General features: G+C 50.5%; 22 protein-coding genes and 1 pseudogene. 6 read left to right on the top strand and 17 right to left on the bottom strand.

Annotated elements, in window-relative coordinates:
* Both BN161_RS12480 and BN161_RS12475 read left to right on the top strand, forming a co-directional pair.
* On the top strand, nt 1-518 hold a 518-nt coding region (locus tag BN161_RS12480; RefSeq protein ID WP_044266615.1), incomplete at its 5' end, for a DUF3737 family protein.
* Nucleotides 515-1675: a MalY/PatB family protein gene (locus tag BN161_RS12475; RefSeq protein WP_044266614.1), complete on the top strand. Its 1161-nt coding sequence runs from the start codon at nt 515-517 to the stop codon at nt 1673-1675. The genes BN161_RS12480 and BN161_RS12475, both read left to right, overlap by 4 nt.
* A gap of 81 nt (nt 1676-1756) precedes the next feature.
* Here the strand turns inward: BN161_RS12475 and BN161_RS28100 are convergent, their stop codons facing one another.
* The 6 genes from BN161_RS28100 to BN161_RS12440 all read right to left on the bottom strand — a co-directional run bounded on the left by BN161_RS28100 (nt 1757) and on the right by BN161_RS12440 (nt 7347).
* Nucleotides 1757-2719: an LA_2272 family surface repeat-containing protein gene (locus BN161_RS28100; protein ID WP_052356260.1), complete on the bottom strand. Its 963-nt coding sequence runs from the start codon at nt 2717-2719 to the stop codon at nt 1757-1759.
* Nucleotides 2720-2850: 131 nt separating this feature from the next.
* Entirely contained in the window at nt 2851-3588 is a 738-nt protein-coding gene (locus BN161_RS12465) for a LytR/AlgR family response regulator transcription factor (RefSeq protein ID WP_044266611.1), read from the bottom strand.
* On the bottom strand, nt 3585-4592 hold the full coding sequence (locus tag BN161_RS28095) for a sensor histidine kinase (protein WP_052356259.1): 1008 nt from the start codon (nt 4590-4592) through the stop codon (nt 3585-3587). The genes BN161_RS12465 and BN161_RS28095 overlap by 4 nt, the downstream gene beginning before the upstream one ends.
* A 98-nt stretch (nt 4593-4690) precedes the next feature.
* On the bottom strand, nt 4691-5335 hold the full coding sequence (locus BN161_RS12455) for a cation diffusion facilitator family transporter (RefSeq protein WP_316931132.1): 645 nt from the start codon (nt 5333-5335) through the stop codon (nt 4691-4693).
* 80 nt (nt 5336-5415) lie between these two features.
* Nucleotides 5416-6264, bottom strand: coding sequence for a helix-turn-helix domain-containing protein (locus BN161_RS28090; protein ID WP_052356258.1), 849 nt, complete (start codon nt 6262-6264; stop codon nt 5416-5418).
* 240 nt (nt 6265-6504) lie between these two features.
* Entirely contained in the window at nt 6505-7347 is an 843-nt protein-coding gene (locus tag BN161_RS12440; protein WP_044266603.1) for a helix-turn-helix domain-containing protein, read from the bottom strand.
* Nucleotides 7348-7551: 204 nt separating this feature from the next.
* Here BN161_RS12440 and BN161_RS12435 point away from each other — a divergent pair, with 204 nt between their 5' ends.
* Complete coding sequence (locus tag BN161_RS12435; protein WP_081743688.1) at nt 7552-8037, top strand: nuclear transport factor 2 family protein; 486 nt, start codon at nt 7552-7554, stop codon at nt 8035-8037.
* Nucleotides 8038-8059: 22 nt separating this feature from the next.
* The gene (locus BN161_RS12430) at nt 8060-8914 is read left to right on the top strand and encodes an aldo/keto reductase (RefSeq protein WP_044266600.1); all 855 of its coding nucleotides are present in this window, start codon (nt 8060-8062) and stop codon (nt 8912-8914) included.
* 91 nt (nt 8915-9005) lie between these two features.
* Here the strand turns inward: BN161_RS12430 and BN161_RS29840 are convergent, their stop codons facing one another.
* The 7 genes from BN161_RS29840 to BN161_RS28085 all read right to left on the bottom strand — a co-directional run bounded on the left by BN161_RS29840 (nt 9006) and on the right by BN161_RS28085 (nt 16000).
* The gene (locus BN161_RS29840; protein ID WP_167332526.1) at nt 9006-9227 is read right to left on the bottom strand and encodes a hypothetical protein; all 222 of its coding nucleotides are present in this window, start codon (nt 9225-9227) and stop codon (nt 9006-9008) included.
* A gap of 93 nt (nt 9228-9320) precedes the next feature.
* Nucleotides 9321-10469 carry an aldo/keto reductase gene (locus tag BN161_RS12425; RefSeq protein ID WP_044266596.1) on the bottom strand — a complete coding sequence of 383 codons (1149 nt, stop codon included), beginning with the start codon at nt 10467-10469 and terminating at the stop codon, nt 9321-9323.
* 9 nt (nt 10470-10478) lie between these two features.
* On the bottom strand, nt 10479-11048 hold the full coding sequence (locus BN161_RS12420; RefSeq protein ID WP_044266621.1) for a DapH/DapD/GlmU-related protein: 570 nt from the start codon (nt 11046-11048) through the stop codon (nt 10479-10481).
* A 92-nt stretch (nt 11049-11140) separates the two neighbouring features.
* The gene (locus BN161_RS12415) at nt 11141-11953 is read right to left on the bottom strand and encodes a helix-turn-helix domain-containing protein (RefSeq protein ID WP_044266593.1); all 813 of its coding nucleotides are present in this window, start codon (nt 11951-11953) and stop codon (nt 11141-11143) included.
* Between the two features lie 120 nt (nt 11954-12073).
* Nucleotides 12074-12826: a phosphatase PAP2 family protein gene (locus tag BN161_RS12410; protein ID WP_044266592.1), complete on the bottom strand. Its 753-nt coding sequence runs from the start codon at nt 12824-12826 to the stop codon at nt 12074-12076.
* Nucleotides 12827-12997: 171 nt separating this feature from the next.
* Complete coding sequence (locus BN161_RS12405) at nt 12998-13798, bottom strand: KilA-N domain-containing protein (RefSeq protein WP_044266590.1); 801 nt, start codon at nt 13796-13798, stop codon at nt 12998-13000.
* Nucleotides 13799-14305: 507 nt separating this feature from the next.
* Nucleotides 14306-16000, bottom strand: a complete 1695-nt coding sequence (locus BN161_RS28085; protein ID WP_052356257.1) for a hypothetical protein — start codon at nt 15998-16000, stop codon at nt 14306-14308.
* A gap of 329 nt (nt 16001-16329) precedes the next feature.
* On the opposite strand from BN161_RS28085, the gene BN161_RS12395 reads away from it, so the two are divergent.
* Nucleotides 16330-17235 carry a helix-turn-helix domain-containing protein gene (locus BN161_RS12395; protein WP_044266618.1) on the top strand — a complete coding sequence of 302 codons (906 nt, stop codon included), beginning with the start codon at nt 16330-16332 and terminating at the stop codon, nt 17233-17235.
* Between the two features lie 13 nt (nt 17236-17248).
* Here the strand turns inward: BN161_RS12395 and BN161_RS12390 are convergent, their stop codons facing one another.
* Nucleotides 17249-17737 carry a pyridoxamine 5'-phosphate oxidase family protein gene (locus tag BN161_RS12390; protein WP_044266587.1) on the bottom strand — a complete coding sequence of 163 codons (489 nt, stop codon included), beginning with the start codon at nt 17735-17737 and terminating at the stop codon, nt 17249-17251.
* A gap of 154 nt (nt 17738-17891) precedes the next feature.
* Here BN161_RS12390 and BN161_RS12385 point away from each other — a divergent pair, with 154 nt between their 5' ends.
* Nucleotides 17892-18515 (top strand): flavodoxin family protein, encoded by a 624-nt coding sequence (locus tag BN161_RS12385; protein WP_044266584.1) that lies wholly within the window; start codon nt 17892-17894, stop codon nt 18513-18515.
* A 30-nt stretch (nt 18516-18545) separates the two neighbouring features.
* On the opposite strand, the gene BN161_RS12380 is transcribed toward BN161_RS12385, so the two are convergent.
* The 3 genes and pseudogenes from BN161_RS12380 to BN161_RS12370 form a co-directional block, all read right to left on the bottom strand.
* The gene (locus BN161_RS12380; protein WP_244436486.1) at nt 18546-19496 is read right to left on the bottom strand and encodes an aldo/keto reductase; all 951 of its coding nucleotides are present in this window, start codon (nt 19494-19496) and stop codon (nt 18546-18548) included.
* Between the two features lie 192 nt (nt 19497-19688).
* On the bottom strand, nt 19689-19940 hold the full coding sequence (locus BN161_RS31020; protein ID WP_074435132.1) for a helix-turn-helix domain-containing protein: 252 nt from the start codon (nt 19938-19940) through the stop codon (nt 19689-19691).
* A 233-nt stretch (nt 19941-20173) separates the two neighbouring features.
* Nucleotides 20174-21110, bottom strand: a pseudogene (locus tag BN161_RS12370) (ATP-binding protein).
* Between the last annotated feature and the right edge of the window lie 128 nt (nt 21111-21238).

Here is a 21238-nt window from a genome sequence, read left to right as displayed (position 1 = left end):
ACTCATGCCTGCACATCCGGAATCTGAAGCTGCACGGCGGCACTTACCCCTTCATGTTCAGCCGCAACATCTACATCGACGGACTGGAGAGCGACAGCAAATACGTCTTCCAATATGTGAAGAACGTGGAACTGCACAACGCCAAAATCACCACGAAGGATGCCTTCTGGGAAGTGGAGAACGTCACCATCTATGACTCCGAGTTGAACGGCGAATACCTGGGCTGGCACTCTCGCAACCTGCGTCTGGTGAACTGCCACATCACCGGCGAGCAGCCCCTCTGCTATGCACACGATCTTGTGCTGGAGAACTGCACCTTCGGCGCCGACTGCGACCGTGCCTTTGAGTACAGCAGCGTGCAAGCCACCATCAACGGCCCGATAAGCGGTGTGAAGAACCCCGCCACGGGCTGCATCACCGCCGAAAGCTATGGCGAGGTTATCCTCGACGAGAACATCAAGGCACCGGCAGACTGCGAGCTGAAACTGTGGGACGACACAACTTGCTTCAACCAATGAGATACAACTTCGATGAACTGATTCCCCGCCGCGGCACGAACTCCTACAAATGGGATTCGGCGGCGGATGCGGACGTGCTTCCCCTGTGGGTGGCGGATATGGATTTCCGCACGGCGCCTGCGGTGGTGGAGGTATTGAAGCGGCGGGTGGAGCATGGCATTTTCGGCTATGTCCGGGTGCCCGACGCCTACTATGAATCCCTCAGCCGGTGGTTCGGACGGCGGCACGGGTGGGAGATAGACCGCGAGTGGGTGATATACACCTCCGGCGTGGTGCCCGCCCTGTCCGCCACCATCAAGGCAATGACCGTGCCCGGTGACAAGGTGCTGGTGCAGACACCCGTGTACAACTGCTTCTTCTCGTCCATCCACAACAACGGATGCGAGATGGTGGCAAGTCCGCTGATCTACGAGGACGGCACCTACCGCATGGACTTCGACGACCTGGAGCGGAAAGCGGCCGACCCGAAGGTGAAGCTGCTTCTGCTGTGCAATCCGCACAATCCTGCCGGAAGGGTGTGGCGGCGCGAGGAGCTGCTGCGCCTCGGTGAAATCTGCCTGCGCCACGACGTGCTGGTGGTGGCGGACGAGATTCATTGCGAGCTGACCTTCCCCGGTTACACTTACACCCCCTTTGCTTCCATTTCGCCGGAATTCCTGATGCACTCCGTCACCTGCAACTCGCCCAGCAAGGCGTTCAACATGGCGGGCTTGCAGATAGCCAACATCGTGGCGGCGGATGCCTCCGTGCGTGCCCGAATAGACCGTGCCATCAATGACAACGAGGTGTGCGACGTGAACCCCTTCGGTGTCGAGGCGCTGATGGCTGCCTACAACGAGGGCGAGGAGTGGCTGGACGAACTGAACCATTACCTCTTTGCCAACTACACCTACCTGCGTGCCTACTTCGACAAGTATATGCCGCAGCTTCCGGTGACTCAATTGGAGGGCACCTACTTGGTGTGGGTGGACTGCTCGGCGTTGCGGATGTCCTCGCAAGAGATAGTGGACCTGCTGCTGAAGAAGGAGAAACTCTGGCTGAACGAGGGCACCATGTACGGTGAGGCAGGAGAGGGGTTTGTCCGCATCAACATCGCCTGTCCGCGGCAGGTGATGTTGGAAGGATTGGAAAAGATGAGAAAGGGACTGTGCTTTTAATTCCGGTACTCATTCACCCTTGTGGGCTACATTCATAGGAATCAGGAGTTCATTATAGCACCTGGTTCCTATTACCCACACTCAGAACCTCACTCCGGCACTGAAACCTATCCAGCCGTTCAGGCGAGTGCTTCCGCTGTCATTGGAACACATGGAATAGGGAGAAAGAGAACTGCCGATTGCTCCTGTTTCAGGGTTGACATAGTCTGATATCGTCATGTTAAAGACCGGACCGGCAAAGACCTTGAAGTGAGGCGCCAGCTCCTTGGACACGCTATATTTTAGTTGGGTAAGCATATTCACTCCTCCATGAAACTCCCCTTGTTCCGTCAGTGCATATCCGATAGCTTCAATCTGATTTCCCCAGCCTTTTTTCCAGTCTATATGAGTACCGAAGCCCAATCCTACGGCATACTCCACCGGACTATTAAGGTAGTTGATGCCGCCGGAAAAGATGGTATAAAGCTTGTCCGTTCCCAGTTTGAAACTTACGGCTGTGTTCAAGGCCTCGGAGAATGCGACTTCAAACTCGTGCTTGCCGCCATGCTTGACGATATTGATAAGTCCGACAGATACTCCTTCGCTCTCGTCCGCATAGTTGAAGAGTCCGAACTGAACGCCTTTTACCTTTTTGGCGATGTTTACGATGCCTGCAAACTGTAATCCTGAGACTTCTTCCGCTACATTGGCAATACCGGCAAACTGAAACGGTGTGGAACCGTCTGCCGCCATATTGGTGATGCCGGTAAATTGGGCTGCATTACGGGTGTCGCCACTGTAGTTGGCAATGCCGGCAAACTGAAAACCTTTGGTTAGGTGGAGATTGACGTTGTACAGACCGCCGAACTCAAATGCTGTGTTACCGTAGCTGTATCCTCCAAGGACGTTGAGCGACACCTTGTTGATAGTCAGATGTGATTGCGCCCCGTTTGTTCCCAGTGGAGTGATGAAGCTAAGCTGAAAGTCCCTTTCGCGAGTTTCCTGCGCTGATACGGACATGACGGATATGCAGATGACTGCAACGGATAAAAAGAACTTCTTCATTGTTAATTTGGTTTTATTGTTTTAGCGCTGCAAAGGTAGCGGCGCACGGGAGGCAATGAAAGAAGTTTCGGGCAGACTCCATTTTCCGTTGGATGAAATAAAGCTTTCCTCGGATGAAATGCCGCATACGCTTATTCGCCGTCCAGCCACTGCAAGAAGTCGGGGACACGTACACGGCTGACAAGCAGTTTGTCTCCATATTCAGGTTTCAGGGTAATCTTCAGGCGGCTATTGAAGTATTTTGAAACGCTTCCTATGGAGTCTATCGAGGCAATGCAGCCGCGGGTCATTCTGAAGAACCGCTTCGGGTCGAGCAGCGGCTCAAGTGCCTCTATCGTGTAATCGACAATCTGCTTTTTCCCCTGTTTGGGGACAACAAAAGTCATCCGTTCCTCGGCATAAAAGTAAGCTACATCCTCCATCTTCAGAAAGCTGAACCGGTCACCCGACTTGATGGCTATACGGCTTTTGTATCCTTTGGAGGGCTTGATGGTGTCCAGCAGTTCGGTAAGCTTCTCGGGAGTATAGTCCAATTTCTCCACAGCTGCAACCAAGTCGCTTTCTACGATGGGTTTTAGAAGATACCCAATGCCGTTTACCTTGAATGCTTGAATGGCGTATTGGTCGTAGGCAGTGGTAAAAATGATGGGAGTGCGCACCTCTACATGGTCGAAGATGTCAAAGCTGTTGCCGTCGGAAAGATGTATATCCATGAATATCAGGCCGGCTTTGCTCTCTTTCAGCCATTCAATGCTCTCTCTTACGGAAGATAGCTTACCGACGATTTTCATTTCGGGAAAACGCTTCCCGATGATACGCACCAGTTCTTCTTGTGCCAGTGGCTCGTCCTCTATAATCAGTACTTTCATAACAGTGGTAATTTAACGGCAAATTCTTGGTCTGTTTTTATAATGGAGACAGTCTTGCCTGCTATCAGGTCGTATTTCTCCTTGATGTTTTCGAGTCCGATGCCCATCGAGTTCTCTATCCGCATGCGTGGAATGATATTGTTTGAGACAATCAGGTCCCGGTTGTCGCTCGATATATGTATGGTCAGCGGACTGGAGGCGGTCAGTGCATTGTGCTTTACGGCATTCTCTACCAGGACTTGCAGTGTCATCGGGGGAATCTCCCGCTGCATGTCAGCCTGCCGTACATCGAAAGTGAAGTTCAGCCCATCGCCAAAGCGTATCTGTAGTATTTCGATGTAGTTCTGTATAAATTCAAGTTCGCTATGGACGGATACGGTATCTTCGAGGTCGTGGGTAAGTACGTAGCGGTAAACGTCGGACAGCTTTTTGGTATAGTCCGTGGCACGCTCACTGTCCTTGTTGATGAGCGACACCAATACATTGAGGCTGTTGAAAAGGAAATGCGGGTTTATCTGGCTCTTCAATTGCCGGTACTGCATCCGTACATTCTCTTGTTGCAGCAGCTGCTTCTTCCTGCTCTGAACGAAGAACTCAATGACGGTCACTGCAAACACATTGAACAGGATAGAGGTGACAACCACTTCGCCATAGCGCATGGACATCAGATACTCCCACACGCCTTCCTCCTGCCGGAACGGGATGTTCCCTAAAATGACGAATACGGCGGCAAGCAGAGAGATGCACGCTCCTTCAAAGGCGATTCGCAGCATCAGATGCCTGGAGAACCACTGCGCGTCGTTAATGAAGGACACCAACTTATAGTCCACCCAAGCGATTAACGCCATGAATGGAAATGAGATAGTGACGCTCTTGATGAATGCTACGGACGTAAAGGTCTGCTTGGCAGTCAGAAGTTCTATCAGATAAAGAAACAATGCAAGGAAAGAGAGCAATCCCAGCAGTATCAATACCCAATATTTACGATTTGTATCTTTTGTCATCGGACTACAGTTTTTCTGCACGCAAAAATACCAATAATCTTTTGATAAGTAATGAGATTCCCGCTCAATGTCATTAGGAGAAACATGAAGTGTATGTTTTATAGATTGAATTTCATTTGCTGCGATTTGGCAGTCAAAGACTTGCCGGTATCCAACAATAGCTTCTTAGCCCACCGTATAATGACGAGGGAACATACCAGTGCCACCACCGTATCAATCCAGATGATGTTCCATATCATGGCGCAAATCAATCCGAATATGGCTCCCAAGCTGGTCAGTGCATCTGCCAGCACATGGAGGTAAGCCGAATGGCTGTTATAGTCGCCCTCCCCGTGCTTCTCGTGCAATATGACGGCGCAGATGATGTTTACCACTATCCCGATGACCGCAACAATCATCGCTTCCACATATTTAATCTCCACCAAAGGAGTGAAGAAACGTTCCACCGCTTCCACCACAATGAAGAGGGCGAATACGAGCAGAAGGATGCCGCTGGTGTAGGCAGACAAGGACAGTATCTTTTCACTATCGGCCCTATTGTTCTTTCTCTTTTGCAAGTGGCGGACCAGTACGTAGGCTCCCCAACTCAAACCGATGGCCAGCACATACGAGCCCATGTGAATGCCGTCTGCCAAGAGTGCCATTGAATTGGAGAAGAGTCCGAAGAAGATTTCGAGTACCATTGTTGCTGCGGAGAAGAATACCACAAATGCGGTTTTCTTTTCTTCCTTTGTTCTTTTCATTTGTTCCATGCTTTATGTTTTTGAATGCGGACGCAAAGGTAAGAACGATGGCGGCTTAAACAGTTACACAAAACAGGACGTTATTGGTACATTTTATTCATTTCCGCCCGAAATTCATTAGGCGTAAGTCCGGTTTCCCGTTTGAAGAAGCGCGAGAAGTAGGACAGCTCATTGAACTTCAACTGATAGGCTATCACGGAGATGTCATCCTTGCTGCTCATCAACAGTCGCTTGGTTTCCAGTATAATCCGGTTGTTTATCAGGGACAGGGCAGACTCTCCCAGATGCTTCTGTGCCAATACATTCAGGTAGTTGGGGGTGATGCCCAACTGTATGGCATAGTTTTTCACTTGACGGCAAGTGAGGAACTGCTCGTTGATCAACGTTCTGTATTTTGTTAAGACATCGGGAATGTTGGGCTTGGCCGTCTCTTGGCAGTCCATGCGGACTAATTCCTGCATCAGCATGTTTATTCCCGATTGCAGGATGGCTGTCGAGTTGGGCAGATTATGGGTGGATTCATGATAGATAAGGTCGAACAAGATGCGCAGACGCTGCTGCTCTTCACCATTCAAATCCTTATAGGTGCTGATGTTCTCATTCGTCAAGATGTCCTTGATGATGGGATAGTATGGCAGCATGAATTCTTCGGAGAATTGCAGGGCGGAGTACTTGATTTCCGATGGACTGTTCAGGAAGTGTACCTGTTCCGGGCGGACATAGAAAAGGCGGTCAGGCTTTATTTCATATTCCTTAAAGTCTATGAAGTGTATGCCTTGCCCTTCGTGAATCCAGTATAGGGCATAAAACGTATGCCGGTGCGAAAAGAAGACCTCGATGTTCGGGTTGTTGCTGATATTCTGTTCTATTCTGAAGACATCCCCTTTCAGGGAAGAATGCCCTATCTGGTAGTTCTCTATTTTATTCATGTCCGTTTTTTTGGTATGAATTAATAAAATCATACAATCTGCCCCTGCCCCGAAAAGCTGGCTACCTTGTCCGTGTCAAGGTAGCTACCTCGACCACCACTTGGTAGCTACCTCGACACCCTAAAGGTAGCTACCTCGGCAAGGCCAAGTCAGCAACCCCTCTACAGATACCTGTAGCCGCCTTTCGAGACAACGGGTGATGATGAGCAGAAAAGTAAACAAACTTCTCATGGTTGTCGGCTATTTCTTCTTCTCCAGTTCATTCCTGTATTCCGACGGTGACACGCCGAGCACCTTCTTCACGAACCGGCTGAAGTGGGACTGGTTGTAGAAGTTCAGCCGCTCGGATATTTCCGATAGGGTCAGATCCGGCTTCTTCAACAGGGCAACGATTTCCTGCGTGGCGTAGCCGTTTATCCAGTAGGAGGCAGGCTTTCCGCTTCCCTTGCGCACTACCTCGGACAGGTACTTGGGACAGACGCACAGCTTCTCACTGTAGAACGTCACCTCCCGATTCCCGGCGGCATATTGCCGGACTAAATCCATGAAGCGGTTGAACAGATTGGCTTGTATACTTGATACTTGTTGCAGCTTGTTGATTTCCTGGGCATAGATATTCCACAGGTCGAACAGGAATATCTGCATCTGCCTGCCCAATATCTCTTTGCGGAAGAGGTGGTCCTTGCCCGCCAACTGCTCTCTGAAACGGAAGAAGTCGGCATCGCACAGCGCCTTGTCCTGCTCGTTCAGGTGGAAGACCGGATTGTGCTTGATATAGACGTAGCCCTTGGTCGCCCATACGGTTTCGGGATTGTTCTCGATTAGGAAGTTACGGGAAACAAGCAGAAAGTCGGCATCGAAATCATCGGAACAGACCACCTCGTTTATGTCCGAACCTATCTGCCAGATGACGAAATCATCCGCTTCTATCTGGAAAGTCTTCTCCGCCATGCAGAACCGGGCTTGCCCCTTATGGCAGAGGATGTGGATGTGATACCGCCCTACGTAGTCCGCAGGTGCCGTCTTGTCTGTCCGGGTGTTGAATAGCAGGATGTCCCCTTCGTGGAAGTTGTGTGATTTCATCGTTTCTTCTCTTTTCTGTTTATACTGTTGCAAATGTAGGACTTATCGGTAAGAATCCCTTTCACGGATTGCTGTTTTTCTGCTGAATATGCCCGATTTCCTGCTTCGAGGGAAAAATGTGAAAGTATGGCGGTGTTTTGTGTATCAAGAGAATGAGGATGTTCCGCTACCTTTGCTCCCGAAAGATAATAAAACAAAGTAGTTATGAGAAATTTGATTGCAACAATCGTATTGGTGACAGGCAGTTGGTTGACAACCGCCGCCCAAATTCCGGCAGACGAAGTGGCCGACCGGATGGCATTGAAAGAACTGGTAGATACCTTTTCGAACTTGGCGGACGTGAAGGACGTGGATGCGCAGATGGCACTCTTCACGGACAACGCCGAAGTACATTCCAAGAGTGGTGACCGCGTGTCCGTCATGAAAGGAAAGGAACAGATTGGCAAGGCGTTTGCCAATTATCTCGCCTTGTTCGATGTGGTCTATCACCTGAACGGACAGCAGACGGTGGAGATAAAGGGCAATGAAGCCACGGGAATCAGCTATTGCTTCGTCACGCTCATCGGAGGAGGAAAGAAGAACCAGAGCGGCGTGCGCTATCGGGACACTTATGTGAAGGTGGACGGCAAGTGGCTCATCAAGAAACGCGAATCGAACTTCATGTTCACCACGGTAGAGGACTTTAAATAAATCAATATAGGAGGATATTTATATGGAACAGACTTATTTGACATTGAATGACGGAAACCGGATTCCACAATTCGGACTGGGTGTATATCAGATAGACGGCGATGCCGAAACCCGAAAGGCTTGCTTGGAAGCCTTGCAGACCGGCTATCGGCACATCGACACGGCGCACGCCTATCAGAACGAGCGTGGCGTGGGCATGGCTGTGAAGGACAGCGGCATTGCCCGTGCGGAGCTGTGGATTACCTCCAAGCTCTGGCCCAGCGAGTACGGCGAGGGCAAGACGATGGCGGCCATCGACAAGATGCTTGCCCGACTGGACTGCGGGTACATCGACTTGCTGTTGCTGCATCAGCAGTTCGGCGATTACCTCGGCGCGTGGAGGGATATGGAGAAGGCGGTAGGCATGGGGAAGGTGCGGAGCATCGGACTCAGCAACTTCGAGTCCAACAGGCTGGAAGAGGTGTTGCAGACCGCCCAAATAAAGCCCGCCGTGTTGCAAGTGGAGTGCCATCCCTATTATCAGCAGGAAGAACTGAAAGGACGTATCGCCTCCTGCGGAACGGTCATCGAGAGCTGGTATCCCATCGGTCACGGGGATGCCGCACTGCTGGGCGAGCCGGTCTTCTCGCGCCTCGGCCGGAAGTACGGGAAGAGCAACGTGCAGATAATCCTCCGCTGGCACATTCAGCAGGGTCATGTCGTTTTCCCGAAATCGACCAATCCGAAGCATATCCGCGAGAACTTCGAGGTATTCGACTTCTCGCTGACGAACGAGGAGATGCAGGAAATCAGGGCATTGGATAAGGGGCAACGCTTCTTCACCATGAGTCTGGCGGAACAGGAAAAGTTCCTAGGGTCGTTCACTCCGGCGGATTGAGAGGGGGTTCTGCCCAACTGGTTTCCTGCAGCTGCCCAACTAACTTCCGGCACTTGCCCAACTACAAACTTGCAGCCGCCCAACTACAAGTTTATAGCCGCCCGGATACAAGTTTACAGCCGCCCGGCTGTAAACTTACACCTGCCCGGCTGTCGGAATACAGCCGGGCAAGAGAGGGGACGCTCCCTTCCCTCCGGCAAGCGGTGCGGTGATGACGAAGGATGTGGAGCCATTTGCCGTGGTTGCCGGAATGCCTGCCAAGTTCATCAAGTCCTACAAGAAAGTTAAGATGTTTCTCTTTAGAAATAGTCATACTCTTACCAAAAGCGTATGAGCTTTATGCTTTTTTGCCTTAAACCGGGAGTCCGACATATCCGGATGCTTGTACTTATTCAGTTGGCCTGCCTCAATGTTCCACCTGCTTCTGCTGCTCCGCGTTATACCGTTCGCCCACAACCGGTATAGCGGCAACGGAATTCTCCAGTTCTTTCCACTCTTCGGGAGTGACGTTGAAACTCAATGTATGCAGATTCTCATCCAAGTGCGATTGCTTCGTTGTACCGGGAATGGGAACCATCCACGGGGATTTTTGCAACAGCCAGCCCAGTGCCACTTGTGTGGAAGTCATGCCACGCATGCGTCCGAATTGTTGCAGTACGTTCACGATGCGTGTGTTGGCACGGATGGCGTCGGGCTGGAAGCGAGGCAACGTCTGGCGATTGTCATTACTCACATCAAACACTGTGTATTCATTGATGCAGCCACCCAAGAAACCACGGTTGAGCGGACTGTAAGGCACAAAGCCGATGCCGAGTTCCCGGCACACATCGAGCACGCCGTTTTCTTCCACCAGGCGGTGCATCAGGTGATATTCGCTCTGTATGGCAGTGAGCGGTTGCACGGCATGTGCCTTGCGGATAGTGTTGACGCTCACCTCGCACAAGCCCCAGCGTTGCACTTTGCCCTCTTTTATAAGGTCACCGATGGTAGAGGCGACTTCCTCAATCGGGGTGTTCCTGTCGAAACGGTGCTGATAGAACAACGGGATACTGTCGATGCGCAACCGTTTCAGCGACTCTTCGCAATAGCGGCGGATGGTTGCCGGACGGCTGTCCTGTCGCCCCGTTCCTTTTCCATTCACCACTTCATGCCCGAACTTGGTCGTCACATTCACTTTGCCTTTGTAGGGTTCCAGGGCTTCCCCTGCCAATAATTCATTGCGCAGCGGTCCGTAGATGATGGCAGTGTCAAACAAAGTCACTCCCCTGTCCACAGCCTCGTGGATGATGCGGATACACTCCTTGCGGTCGGGCGACTGCGAGCGGTTGTAGTTCATGCCCATGCAGCCGAAACCGAGTGCAGATACCTCCATGGCGGCATTGCCCGTGCCGAGCGTGCGATACTGCATTTCCTCATTCTTCACGGGCGAAGCTCCGTTAAGGGCAACATTTGCTGCATTCACCTTATTGATTGTGGGCTGTATAGTCAATGCCGCACCCACAGCCGCTGCCGCTTTAAGAAAACCACGGCGGCTCATTTCTTGTTCTTTCTTCATAATTGATTCTTATTTATTTACCTCTATCTGTTTGATGATACGTGCCGGATTGCCTGCCACGATGCTCATTGCGGGAACATCCCTCGTCACCACGCTTCCTGCGCCGATGATTGCCCCATAGCCAATCTTTACGCCCGGAAGTATCGTGGTATTGATGCCAATCCATACTTTGTCCTCTATCACTATGGGGCGGCCATACGTGGCACTGCGGTTCTCCGGATTCGGGTCGTGGTTAATGGTAATCAAGTTCACTTTCGGTCCGATAAACACATCATCGCCGATAGTGATGCCGCCTCGTCCGAAGAACGTGCAGCATTGCTGTATGAAGCATCTTTTTCCGATGGTTACGGGTTTGCCGTAGTCAATGTACAGGGGAGGCAGGACAGTGGTACTTTTTTCGAGCGGCTTGCCCAGTATCAGGTCCATGTATTCATGCACTTCTTCGGGCGTGCGATAGCCTGTGTTCATTTCCGTTGCCGTCTTCATCGTGGCGAAGATATCGGCAATCAATTCATCATATCCCGGTTCGTCCGGAGAAACCAACTCACCGCTGAGGTCTTTTGCAAAAATATCATTCATCATACGTAGTGTTTTAATGTTCTGCCTGCAAAGATAGGCGGCTTCTTTTAGTTCCGCTTTGCTGTGCAGCCCATGTTGCTTTGCTCAGAAGCTCACCTTGTCGGTGCCACCCCGTATGTCTCCTTATAAATCTTCGAGAAGTGCGATAAATTCTTGAATCCCACATCGAAACAGACTTCCGACACTTTGCAGTCGCCTTTCTTTATCAGTTCGTGTGCGGACGCAAGCCGTCGCTGTATGAGCCATTTCTGCGGTGTAAGGTCACTGCATTGCTTGAAGTCGCGCTTGAAGGTAGAGAGGCTGCGTCCTGTATAAGAAGCTATTTCCCGCATGGACAAGTCTTCCTTGTAATTCTTCTCAAGAAAGTCCAGAATATCAATTTTCCACGGATCGATAAAGTCGAACAGCGAGGCATAGAGGTTCAAATCGGTATTCAATATAGCATATACCCCTTCCGTCATTTTCAGCTTGAGAATTTCCTCCGACGGCTTTGTCTCTGCATCGAAATAGGGAATGACCGATTCAAACAGACTGCGGACGTCGAGCCGGTTTTCCGGCAGGACATAAAGACTACTTTTGTCACGTTTGGCATCCACGGGTATATCCTTGTGATTGAGTGTCTGATAGAATTCCCGCAGAAAGTCGCGCGAGAATTTCAGGACAATGGAACGGTAAGGAACATTTTCTTTCACCCGTTTTTGCAGCCATAGGCGGTTGTCGCGGCGCATGAAAGCACAATCTCCCGGATGCAGAATCGTTTTCCGTCCACGTTCGGTTATTTCCAGTTCGCCGGAATAGATATAGATAAGGGTATGCTCGCGATTGCAGTGCGCACAGTCGCGGTCATCGGTGAAAAAGCTCGATATGAATACGTTCGAGCAGTTGAAAACATCTTGTCGTTCCATAATTTATCTCCTGATTTCTTTCTACAAAGGTACGATGATTTTTATAGAGTACACTTTGTTATGAGGCTCAAACTTTACTTCGGATAAAAGATTGAATGATTCAGTATTTATACTACTAAATCAGAAGACAATCTGGCACGACACTCCTTTCTCCCGTACCGACAGATACGGAGTGATATAGGTGTTCTTCAAATACTGCTTATGAAAAAATGTCTTTGAGATAACGGGGTAAAGCCAGTACGCCGCCTGTACGCTCAGTATGCCGATGCCCGCGCCGGTGATGACGTCCGTCAGCCAATGGCGGTTGTTGTACATGCGGAAGAATCCGGTGCCGGCGGCTACGGCATAGCCTGCCACGCCTATCCACGGCGACACGTCCCGGTACTCACGCCGCAGGAACTCCGCGCCCATGAAGGCGGTGGCGGTGTGACCGGACGGGAAGGAGTTGCGGCTGCTGCCGTCAGGACGCTCCACCCTGGTCACAGCCTTCAGTGAATTGACCGTGATGCCCATCAGCGCGTATGCCGTGCCGAGGATGATGGTTCGGTCGGCAAACCCGTGCCTGCCCTTGATGCCGCACAGGTTCAGCCCATAGACGGCTGCCATGGGGGCGTATTGCGAGAAGTCGTCTATGGAAACTTTCTGGTCGATGTCCTCTTGCAGCTCGTCACGCATTTCGCGGTTCTGGTATTTCATCCAGTCGCTCTCCAGTCCGATGATGCCTACGCCTATCAGCGTGGCAGGGACGATGAGCCGGACGGGCTTGAACTTATAGGGCACGACAACAGCCACGGAATCATTCTGCGCCGCCCCCGGCACCGGAGCAATCAGCCGAATGAGGGCTATCAGCGCACTGAATACTAATCTTTTCATACCTTATTCTTGCTTCATACTGTTTTGGCGGCAAAGGTAAGCAGAGATTCTGAATTTCGGGAGGGAATGGAAAAATGTAATGGGAATGTAACAGGAGAGAGAGGCGAATCGGGAGATTCTTATGCTCAGAGAGCAGCGGATGAAGGACATCCGCTGCGACGGAGGCAAGCTCTATTTTAAGAGCGTAGGGTTACCGCTACCTTCCAAAATCTGCATCTGCTGGATGGCGATTCGGTTGAGCCGGACAAGGCGGTCGTGCTGTGGCATTCCATCGTTAATGAACACTGCATTCAGATTCTCCATGTTCGAGAGGCAAATTAGCTCGTTGACTGTGGCGTAGTCGCGGACATTACCCTTGAGGTCTGGGTGCGCATCGCGCCATTCGAGTGCCGTCATGCCGAACATGGCAACGTTCAGCACATCGGCTTCGCTGGCGTAAATGCGTGAAGCTTGTCCATGGGTGACTTCCTGCGGAATGAGGTTTTGCTTGATGGCATCGGTGTGAATGCGATAGTTTATCTTCGACAGCTCCCGCTTGGCAGTCCAGCCCAATTGGGCTTGTTCCTGCTCTTTCAGGCGTTGGAACTCACGAATCAAGTATATCTTGAATTCTGCACTAATCCACATTCCAAATTCAAAAGCAATATCTTTGTGGGCATATGTGCCGCCATATCTTCCGGCCTTTGCCTGGATGCCAATGGCATGTGTCTTTTCCACGTAATCCTTTACACTGATTTTGAAACTGTTCAAACCGGCTTGATTTCTAATTGTGGCGAATTCGCCATAATTAAAGTTCGGGTTGTACAGGCGTTCCCATACGCCGAGATATTCCAGCGTATTTCTGTTTCTCAGCCAATCTGATATAAAGAAATCCCCATCTTTGGCTTTCAGCATGTCTGTGATGCAGATATAATCGTCATTATTGATGGAAACTACATTGATGTCGGTTGACAGCACCGTTATCTTTGCCATATTTTGTCCTCCATATTGATAAATATCTCACAAAGGTACTCTTTCCTTCCTCATTTCCAAAGACATCTTGTTAAAGAACGCTCGCCTTTCCGTTCCTTATTGAAAGGAGTAACGGAAAGCGGACGCTTCTGCAAGGAACCGGGAGAGGCGAATCGGGAGATTCTTATGCTCAGAGAGCAGCGGATGAAGGACATCCGCTGCGACGGTGGTTCCTTTTCTTTACAAATATAGATTCGGCCATACGGTTCCAATTTTAGGGTGAATACTGGTGGTTTATACGTTTTACCCCCGTCAGAAACACTTCTGGAGGGGGTGAAAAATGCGTGCGCACGGAGCAAAAAAATGCGTGCGCACGGAGTTTTATCTGCGTGCGCTTCCATTTTTCGCTCCGTGCGCAGGGAGTTTTCGGGGGTGCCGGAGGATGCGATAATTCATTACAATCTCCGCCGCGACGTATCCGGGTTTCACAAATAATTAAATGTTCTAAGCGGCGGCACAAGGCCGCCTTTATTCTGAGACGGGGCGCACCGAGTAACCGTAGTAGCGGCCGCTATCGGTCCAGGAGGCGCGGCTATCGTGGAAGTACAAGTAGTACGCGGCGTCCAGACTGCTGAACAACCCACTCCAATAGTAGCCGTTGCCTCCACGGTTGCTGCCCCCAATCCCCGTGCGAGAACCCGCTGCGGGAAACAAAAGGGTGTTGGCGATGCCATTATCATCGGCATACTCATATTTGAAACCATTGCCATACCATACTCCTGAAACATTAAGCTTGTCGGCCATGTTTTCCAACTCTTTACCGGGCATATGCCAACTGCCGCCAAGCTGCGCACGGACGATGTCATTCGCGGTACCGCTGATGCTTCCGCCGGAAATGGAAAGGGCATAATCGTCGTCCTGATTCGTTGTCTTCAAGCCCGTAGCGTCGCCCCAACCGAACCAGTCCCACTGGGCACCGAGGGGACGATCCGCATAGCCGTCGGACCCACTGCTACTGATATCATTGAAGTCATTGGGAACATAGGGACTGTAGAAAGTTTCTATAGTTTCAGTTTCCGTTTCTGCCGATGTGGCGATGTGGAAAGCGGTGGTTGTCCTGTAATCGGCATTCTCGTCCACTTTTGCCGCATTCGTCTTGGTGGCGATAAGGTTGCCGGTAGCCCAGTAAAGGGGAGTTTCTGTCGGGGTAGTGCCATTATACTTGTTGATACCCATGTACAGAGCAACAATCCAGTCGTTCTCATAAGCCTTTCCGTTTGCTGTGGGAGAAGCTTTCAGCGTGCTGCCCCCGTCCTTGTCGGGCAAGGTCAGTGCTTTAGCGTCCACTTCAGCTTGCGTCAGTGTATGGAAGAACTTCACCACGCGGGGGATGCAGACCCAAATCTTATCACCGTCTTTTAAGCTCTGTAGCGTCGTCGGCGGAAAATAAGCCTTGCCTCCGGCAATGGTGACTGTGGAAAGCGTGGCCTGCTCGGCGGAAGCATCGCTCTTCCACGTACCTATCTGCATCTGGAGGCCGTTGTAGGTATAGGTGGCGGTGGAGGCAAGACCGGTGCTCACCACGAACGAACCTGCCTGATATACCGTCAGGTCTATCTTGCACATCTCTCCGGCCTTGAACCCGGTGATGCCGTTAATGGTGGCAATTGTCTTGCCGTTAAGCCGGATGAGGTTTGTACCGCCCACCGTGCTGACGGGCACTACGTTGGCTTCCCATACATAGTTGCTGCCATCGCGCTTCATGGTTATCCAACCTTGTTGGCTGCCCGTTGTCGCTACTGTACCCTTATCGTTGGTGCAAGTGGTGTAGCCCATTATCTCTACTTTCTTTACACCAGAGGTGTAGCCCGTCAGCGTCACCCGTACCTTGGCAAGCTGGTGCTTGAAGTCCAACGCTACGGAGCTGTTGTACGTGCAATTCTCGGTTTCGGCTTTCAGCACGTATGCCAATCCGCCCGTCTGATTGGAGAGCGTGACGGTGCCTTCCTGGGTATGGTTGGAGTACCATGCCGTGACGGTGGCAGGCAGCGTAGACTGCCAGTAGGCCGTCCGGCCCTCTACCGCCGTTACACTGGCCTTGTTGCCGGCAGCAAGCGTCACGGCATATTGGCCTTCGGCCGTATAAGGAGTTTGGGCTGCTCCTGAGTGCTTGCCGCTAATCTGCACGCCTATCGTTTCGTTTCCCTCCCATTGGCTGCTCATGCCGTCCGCGCTTTCCACGACCCGTGTCTGCGGTGCGCCCCACGGCTGCGCCTACTGCCACGACACCCATCCTTTTGAGTGCCTCGCGGCGGGTCATGTTCTTGTCTTTCATCTTGTTATTTTATTTGTCCGGTGCAAAGGTAAGCGTATCGCCGGATAAAGCGAGTACCTTTCTTACGGACGGAAGTACCCCGATTACGGGAAGAGGTATCCCGATTACGGTTTTCGTCCCTCCGCCTGTTCTCCGTATCGAAAAAAACACTTTCTTTGCACTGTGAAACGAATTTGTACCTTAATAAAATAGGAGAATCAGAAAGATGCAGAACAATATGGAAATAGTAAAGACAGACACCATCGAGCAATTCAACCGCTTTTTCGGTTTCGAGACCCGCCATCCGCTGGTGGGCATCGTGCATTTCGACCGTTCGGAAAACCAGCCGGACCATCGCATCCATTACGGCTTCTACGCCTTGTTCCTGAAGAAGACCACGGGGTGCATCATCAACTACGGGAAGACCGTCTATGACTTTGACGACGAGACGGTGGTCTGCTTCGCGCCCGGTCAGACGGTGGGGATTCACCGTCTGGAGGACGGACCCGTGCCCGAAGCCGTAGGACTGCTGTTCCATCCCGACTTCCTGCACCGCACGCCGCTGGAACAGAAGATGAAGCAATACTCCTTCTTCTCGTATGCCTCCAACGAGGCGCTGCACCTCTCGGCAGAGGAGCGCGCCATCCTGCAGGACTATATGGAGAAGATAGAACGGGAGTTGCAGCATCCCATCGACAAGTTCTCCAAGTCGCTCATCGTCTCCAACATCGAGGTGCTGCTCAATTACTGCATGCGCTTCTACGAGCGTCAGTTCATCACCCGCGAGGAGCTGAACAATGATGTCCTCGTCCGCTTCGAACAGCTGCTGGACGAATACCTGGACAGTGGCACGGCTCTGCGCGAAGGGTTGCCCACCGTCAAGTACTTTGCCGACAAGGTCTGCCTTTCGCCCAATTACTTCGGTGACTTGGTGAAGTCGGAGACGGGTAAGTCGGCGCAGGAGTACATCCGGCTGAAGATGGTGAACGTGGCGAAGAGTGCCCTGCTGGATCCCGAGATGAACACGAAGCAGATAGCCGAAATGCTGGGGTTCCAGTATCCGCAGCATTTCGTCCGGTTCTTCAAGAAGCAGACGGGGTGCACGCCCAAGGAATATTGCATCCGGAACGGGGCTACGGCATAGTATCCATCTTGCACTATTCTTTTGCCCGCACCAACTCAATGGATTCTTTTCCTGTCATGTGTTCAATGGTGATTTCAACCATAAGTAAATGATTGAACCCTTTATGTATCTCCTCCGATAGTCCTTCGGGATTGTCTGACGAATATTTCTCTCCCAACTTCCGTAATGCCGACATCTTTTCGTTCTCGTCTGTCAGAATGCGGGCCTTGCCGAATACAATCACACTTCGGAAATAGGTTGTAAATTCTTCCGGAACGATACAATCTTGACCGATTACACAAAATGAAACGTTGCAGTTTTCTTTCAACAAATCTATTTTATGCCCTTTAACTGCGCTGTGGAAATAGATTTTGTTATCCGCATAAACGTAACTTAACGGAACGGCGTATGGGTATCCATTTTCTTCATTGAGAGCCAATACACCCGATGTCATTTTCTCAAGAACAGCCACACATTCCTCTGTGGAAAGTTGTTGGCGTTTTCTACGCATTTCTTTAAACATATTCTTATCTACGGTTAAACCATAACTGATAAAACACTGCAAAATTAAGTCTTTTGTGCTGTTCAATACTTATCATTTGATAAAAAACATTCATGGCACTGGTAAAGTTGTATCTTTGCACCTTGAAATACAAGTCATCATAACTAGAATAAATATGAAGAAGAAAGTTTTATTGATTAACGGTAGTCCCCGAAAGGACGGGAATACGTACATTGCCTTGTCGGAAGTGGCTTCAGCATTGGAAGCCAATGGCGTAGAAACGGAAATAGTGTCTGTCGGAACAAAAGCAGTGCAGGGCTGCATCGCTTGCAACAAGTGTGCCGAACTGGGCAGGTGTGTCTTTAAGGATGAACTTTACAATGCAATCCGTGAAAAACTGGAAGAAGGTGTCGACGGACTGATTGTCGGCTCGCCCACCTACTATGCCGGGCCGAACGGTTCGCTCTGTGCGCTGCTGGATCGTGTGTTCTACTCTTGCGGAGGGATGTTGCAGTACAAGCCCGCGGCTGCCGTCGCCGTGTGCCGCCGTGGCGGTGCAAGTGCCGTGTTCGACCGCCTGAACAAGTACTTTACCATCAATAATATGCCTGTGGTTTCTTCCCAATATTGGAACAGCGTGCATGGCTGTCTTCCCGGTGAAGCGTTGCAGGACGCCGAAGGTTTGCAGACCATGCGCGTGCTTGGCAGAAACATGGCATGGCTGCTGAAGAATATCGGGCAAGGAGGACAATCCGTTCCGGAAAAGGAAGAGCGGATAACAACGAGTTTTGTACGGTAATCCGTACATTACTTTATTTGCCCTGCCTTTTCAGACTACATTCCCTGCTTTTTGTTTGCCATTCTGCGCCATGACGCCTACTAATGCGTGCGGTACATAGGGCTCTTCCAGATAAGTAATCTCATCTGCCGTCAGCTTCAAGTCTACCGCACGCACCGCGCCATCCACCTGAGGGAGTTCCGTTGCGCCCACCACGGGAGCGGCGACTTTGGTCAACAGCCACGCCAACGAAATCTCCGTCATGGAGACACCACGCTTGTCCGCAAGTTCCGCCACGCGGCTGATGATTCCGGCGTCCTGCTCTGCCGTTGCATCATATTTGAATTTGGCGTAGGTGTCTTCTTCCAGTCGCCGGGAAGTCTCGCCCGGACGTTTCGCCAGTCTGCCGCCTGCCAGTGCGCTGTAAGGGGTCATGGCGATTCCTTCGGCGTGGCAGAAGGGAACCATTTCCCGTTCCTCCTCACGGGCTATCAGGTTATAGTGCCCCTGAATGGAGACAAATTCTGTCAGTCCGTTGTAGTGGGCATAATCGTTTGCCTTCGCCAGTTGCCAGGCAAAGCAATTGGAAATGCCGATGTACCGCACTTTGCCCGCTTTCACGGCATCGTTCAGTCCCTCCATTATTTCCTCCATGGGCGTGTGATAATCCCACATGTGGTAGATGTAGAGGTCCACGTAATCCATGCCGAGGTTCTTCAGGCTGCGGTCGAGGTAGTTCTCGATGTGCTGTTTGCCACTAATGCCGCCGTCTATCTCGTCCTGCGTACGGGGCGTGAACTTGGTGGCGAGCACATAGTCGTCGCGCTTGGCGAAGTCTCGGAGCGCCCGTCCCACAAACTGCTCGCTCGTCCCGTTCTGATACACGATGGCGGTGTCAAAGAAGTTGATGCCTCGTTCGAGGGCACGTCTTATAATCTCTCTCGTCTGCACTTCGTCCACCGTCCAGCTGTGCTGACCGGTCGCAGCATTGCCGAAACCCATGCAGCCCAGGCAGATGCGGGACACGTGGAGGTCGCTGTTTCCTAAAGTTATCTTTTCCATGACTTTCTGTTATCAGTGTTTTTTTCTGATACAAAAGTACAACGCTTTTTGCGGGCGGGCGATAGACGGATTACCGAAGAAAAGACCAATTTTACGGATTCGGGAAGACGGGGAGGAGAACCAATGACTTTATCACTGTTTTCTATAGACACCGGGCAGCGTCCTTGCAAACTTCTTGAACTGGTTATTGAAATGGGCAAGACTGTTGAACCCTACTTGATAAGCTATTTGCGTTATACTCAAATCGGTGTTCTTCAACAGAGAACAAGCCTTTTCTATTCGTAGACGGTTGATGAACTGAAATATCGTACTGCCGCATGCTTTCTTGAATGCCCTACACAGCGACGAAGCGTTTTGCTTTCTCCAATTTCTTGCTGAGGGCAACGAGCCGTGCGGTCAACTCTTTCGATACGAACAGATAGCCGTATTGGCTTTTCTTTATAAACTGCACATCATTGGTGGAATCGAAGATAGAATCTACATGCAGGAAATATGTAGCTCATTGTCCCAAACAGGCTATTCGGGGATGAAAAGAAGAAGTCCGGCAAACAACATGCGCTGCTTGCCGGACTTCTCTTTTAATGAATTATCCATTTTCATTTTTATTCCATAGCTGTTTAAAATAGCTTCCTAATATCTATCGATAGAAAATCTTCAACCCCGATGCCACCATCACCTACAATAAAGGATGATTGGGGATTAAACAGCTGTCTGAATTTATCCAAACCTTCTGTTCTTTTCTCCGCATTACTCTTGACTTCTATTGCTACCACTGCCCCCTTTTTACGGAGAATGAAATCTACCTCGTCATTACGTTCACGCCAGTAGAACACTTCAAAGCGTTGTTATAAACTTGCAATTTGGGAATACTTGCTTTTCGCCTTGCCGTATCGATACTAAATTTCTGAAGTCCACCGAGCAATCCGCTCTCATCTAACAAATTGATATATCCGGCCAATGTAGCCGTATTGCCTGCGTCTTGGAGTGAACCTAACATCTTATTCAAAGAAAGCACCTCTCCTGAATAAGCTGCTCCCAATTCAAATGTCTGACGAAGTAGAGCCGGTTTACTTATGGGGGTATCCATTAAAATATCTTTATTGATAGTTGCCTCGATTATGGATGATTGGATATATTGCTGAAAACGGTCATCGTCATCAATCAAAGATGCAGCACCGGGATAACCTCCATAGAACAAATATTGATCTAACCCTTGCTGTTACGGTCATAGAATGTATCATCGTCCCATTCTTTCTTAACCACTTCGCTCCAATTGGCAATCTTCTGTATCTCATCGATAACAAGAATAATACTTTCCTGTTCTTTGCTCTCTTTCAAACTGCGAACTGCTGCCCAACAATTAGAAATCCAAGCACTGTTCGTAGCCGGAACATTATCGGCAGAAAAAAACTGATAAGGAGCATTCAAATCTTTAAGCACCTGCTTGACAACGGTCGATTTCCCAATCTGACGAGCTCCCATCACAACCTGAATAAACCTTCGTTGTTCTTCAAGCCTACCTTTAATCACCTGATATTCTGTCCTTTTATACATACTGTTACATTTTACGCAGTGGAATGCCTATTTTTACGCAATGCAAATATAATAAATAGTTCTGAGTCATAACAATACTTTGTATTTGATAGTGGGCGGATGCGCCCCGCTTCGCGGTGCGGAGGGGG

This window comes from Bacteroides timonensis (genome assembly GCF_000513195.1).
In the GTDB taxonomy this organism is placed as follows: domain Bacteria; phylum Bacteroidota; class Bacteroidia; order Bacteroidales; family Bacteroidaceae; genus Bacteroides; species Bacteroides timonensis.
This window is presented reverse-complemented; position numbering and strand designations above follow the sequence as displayed.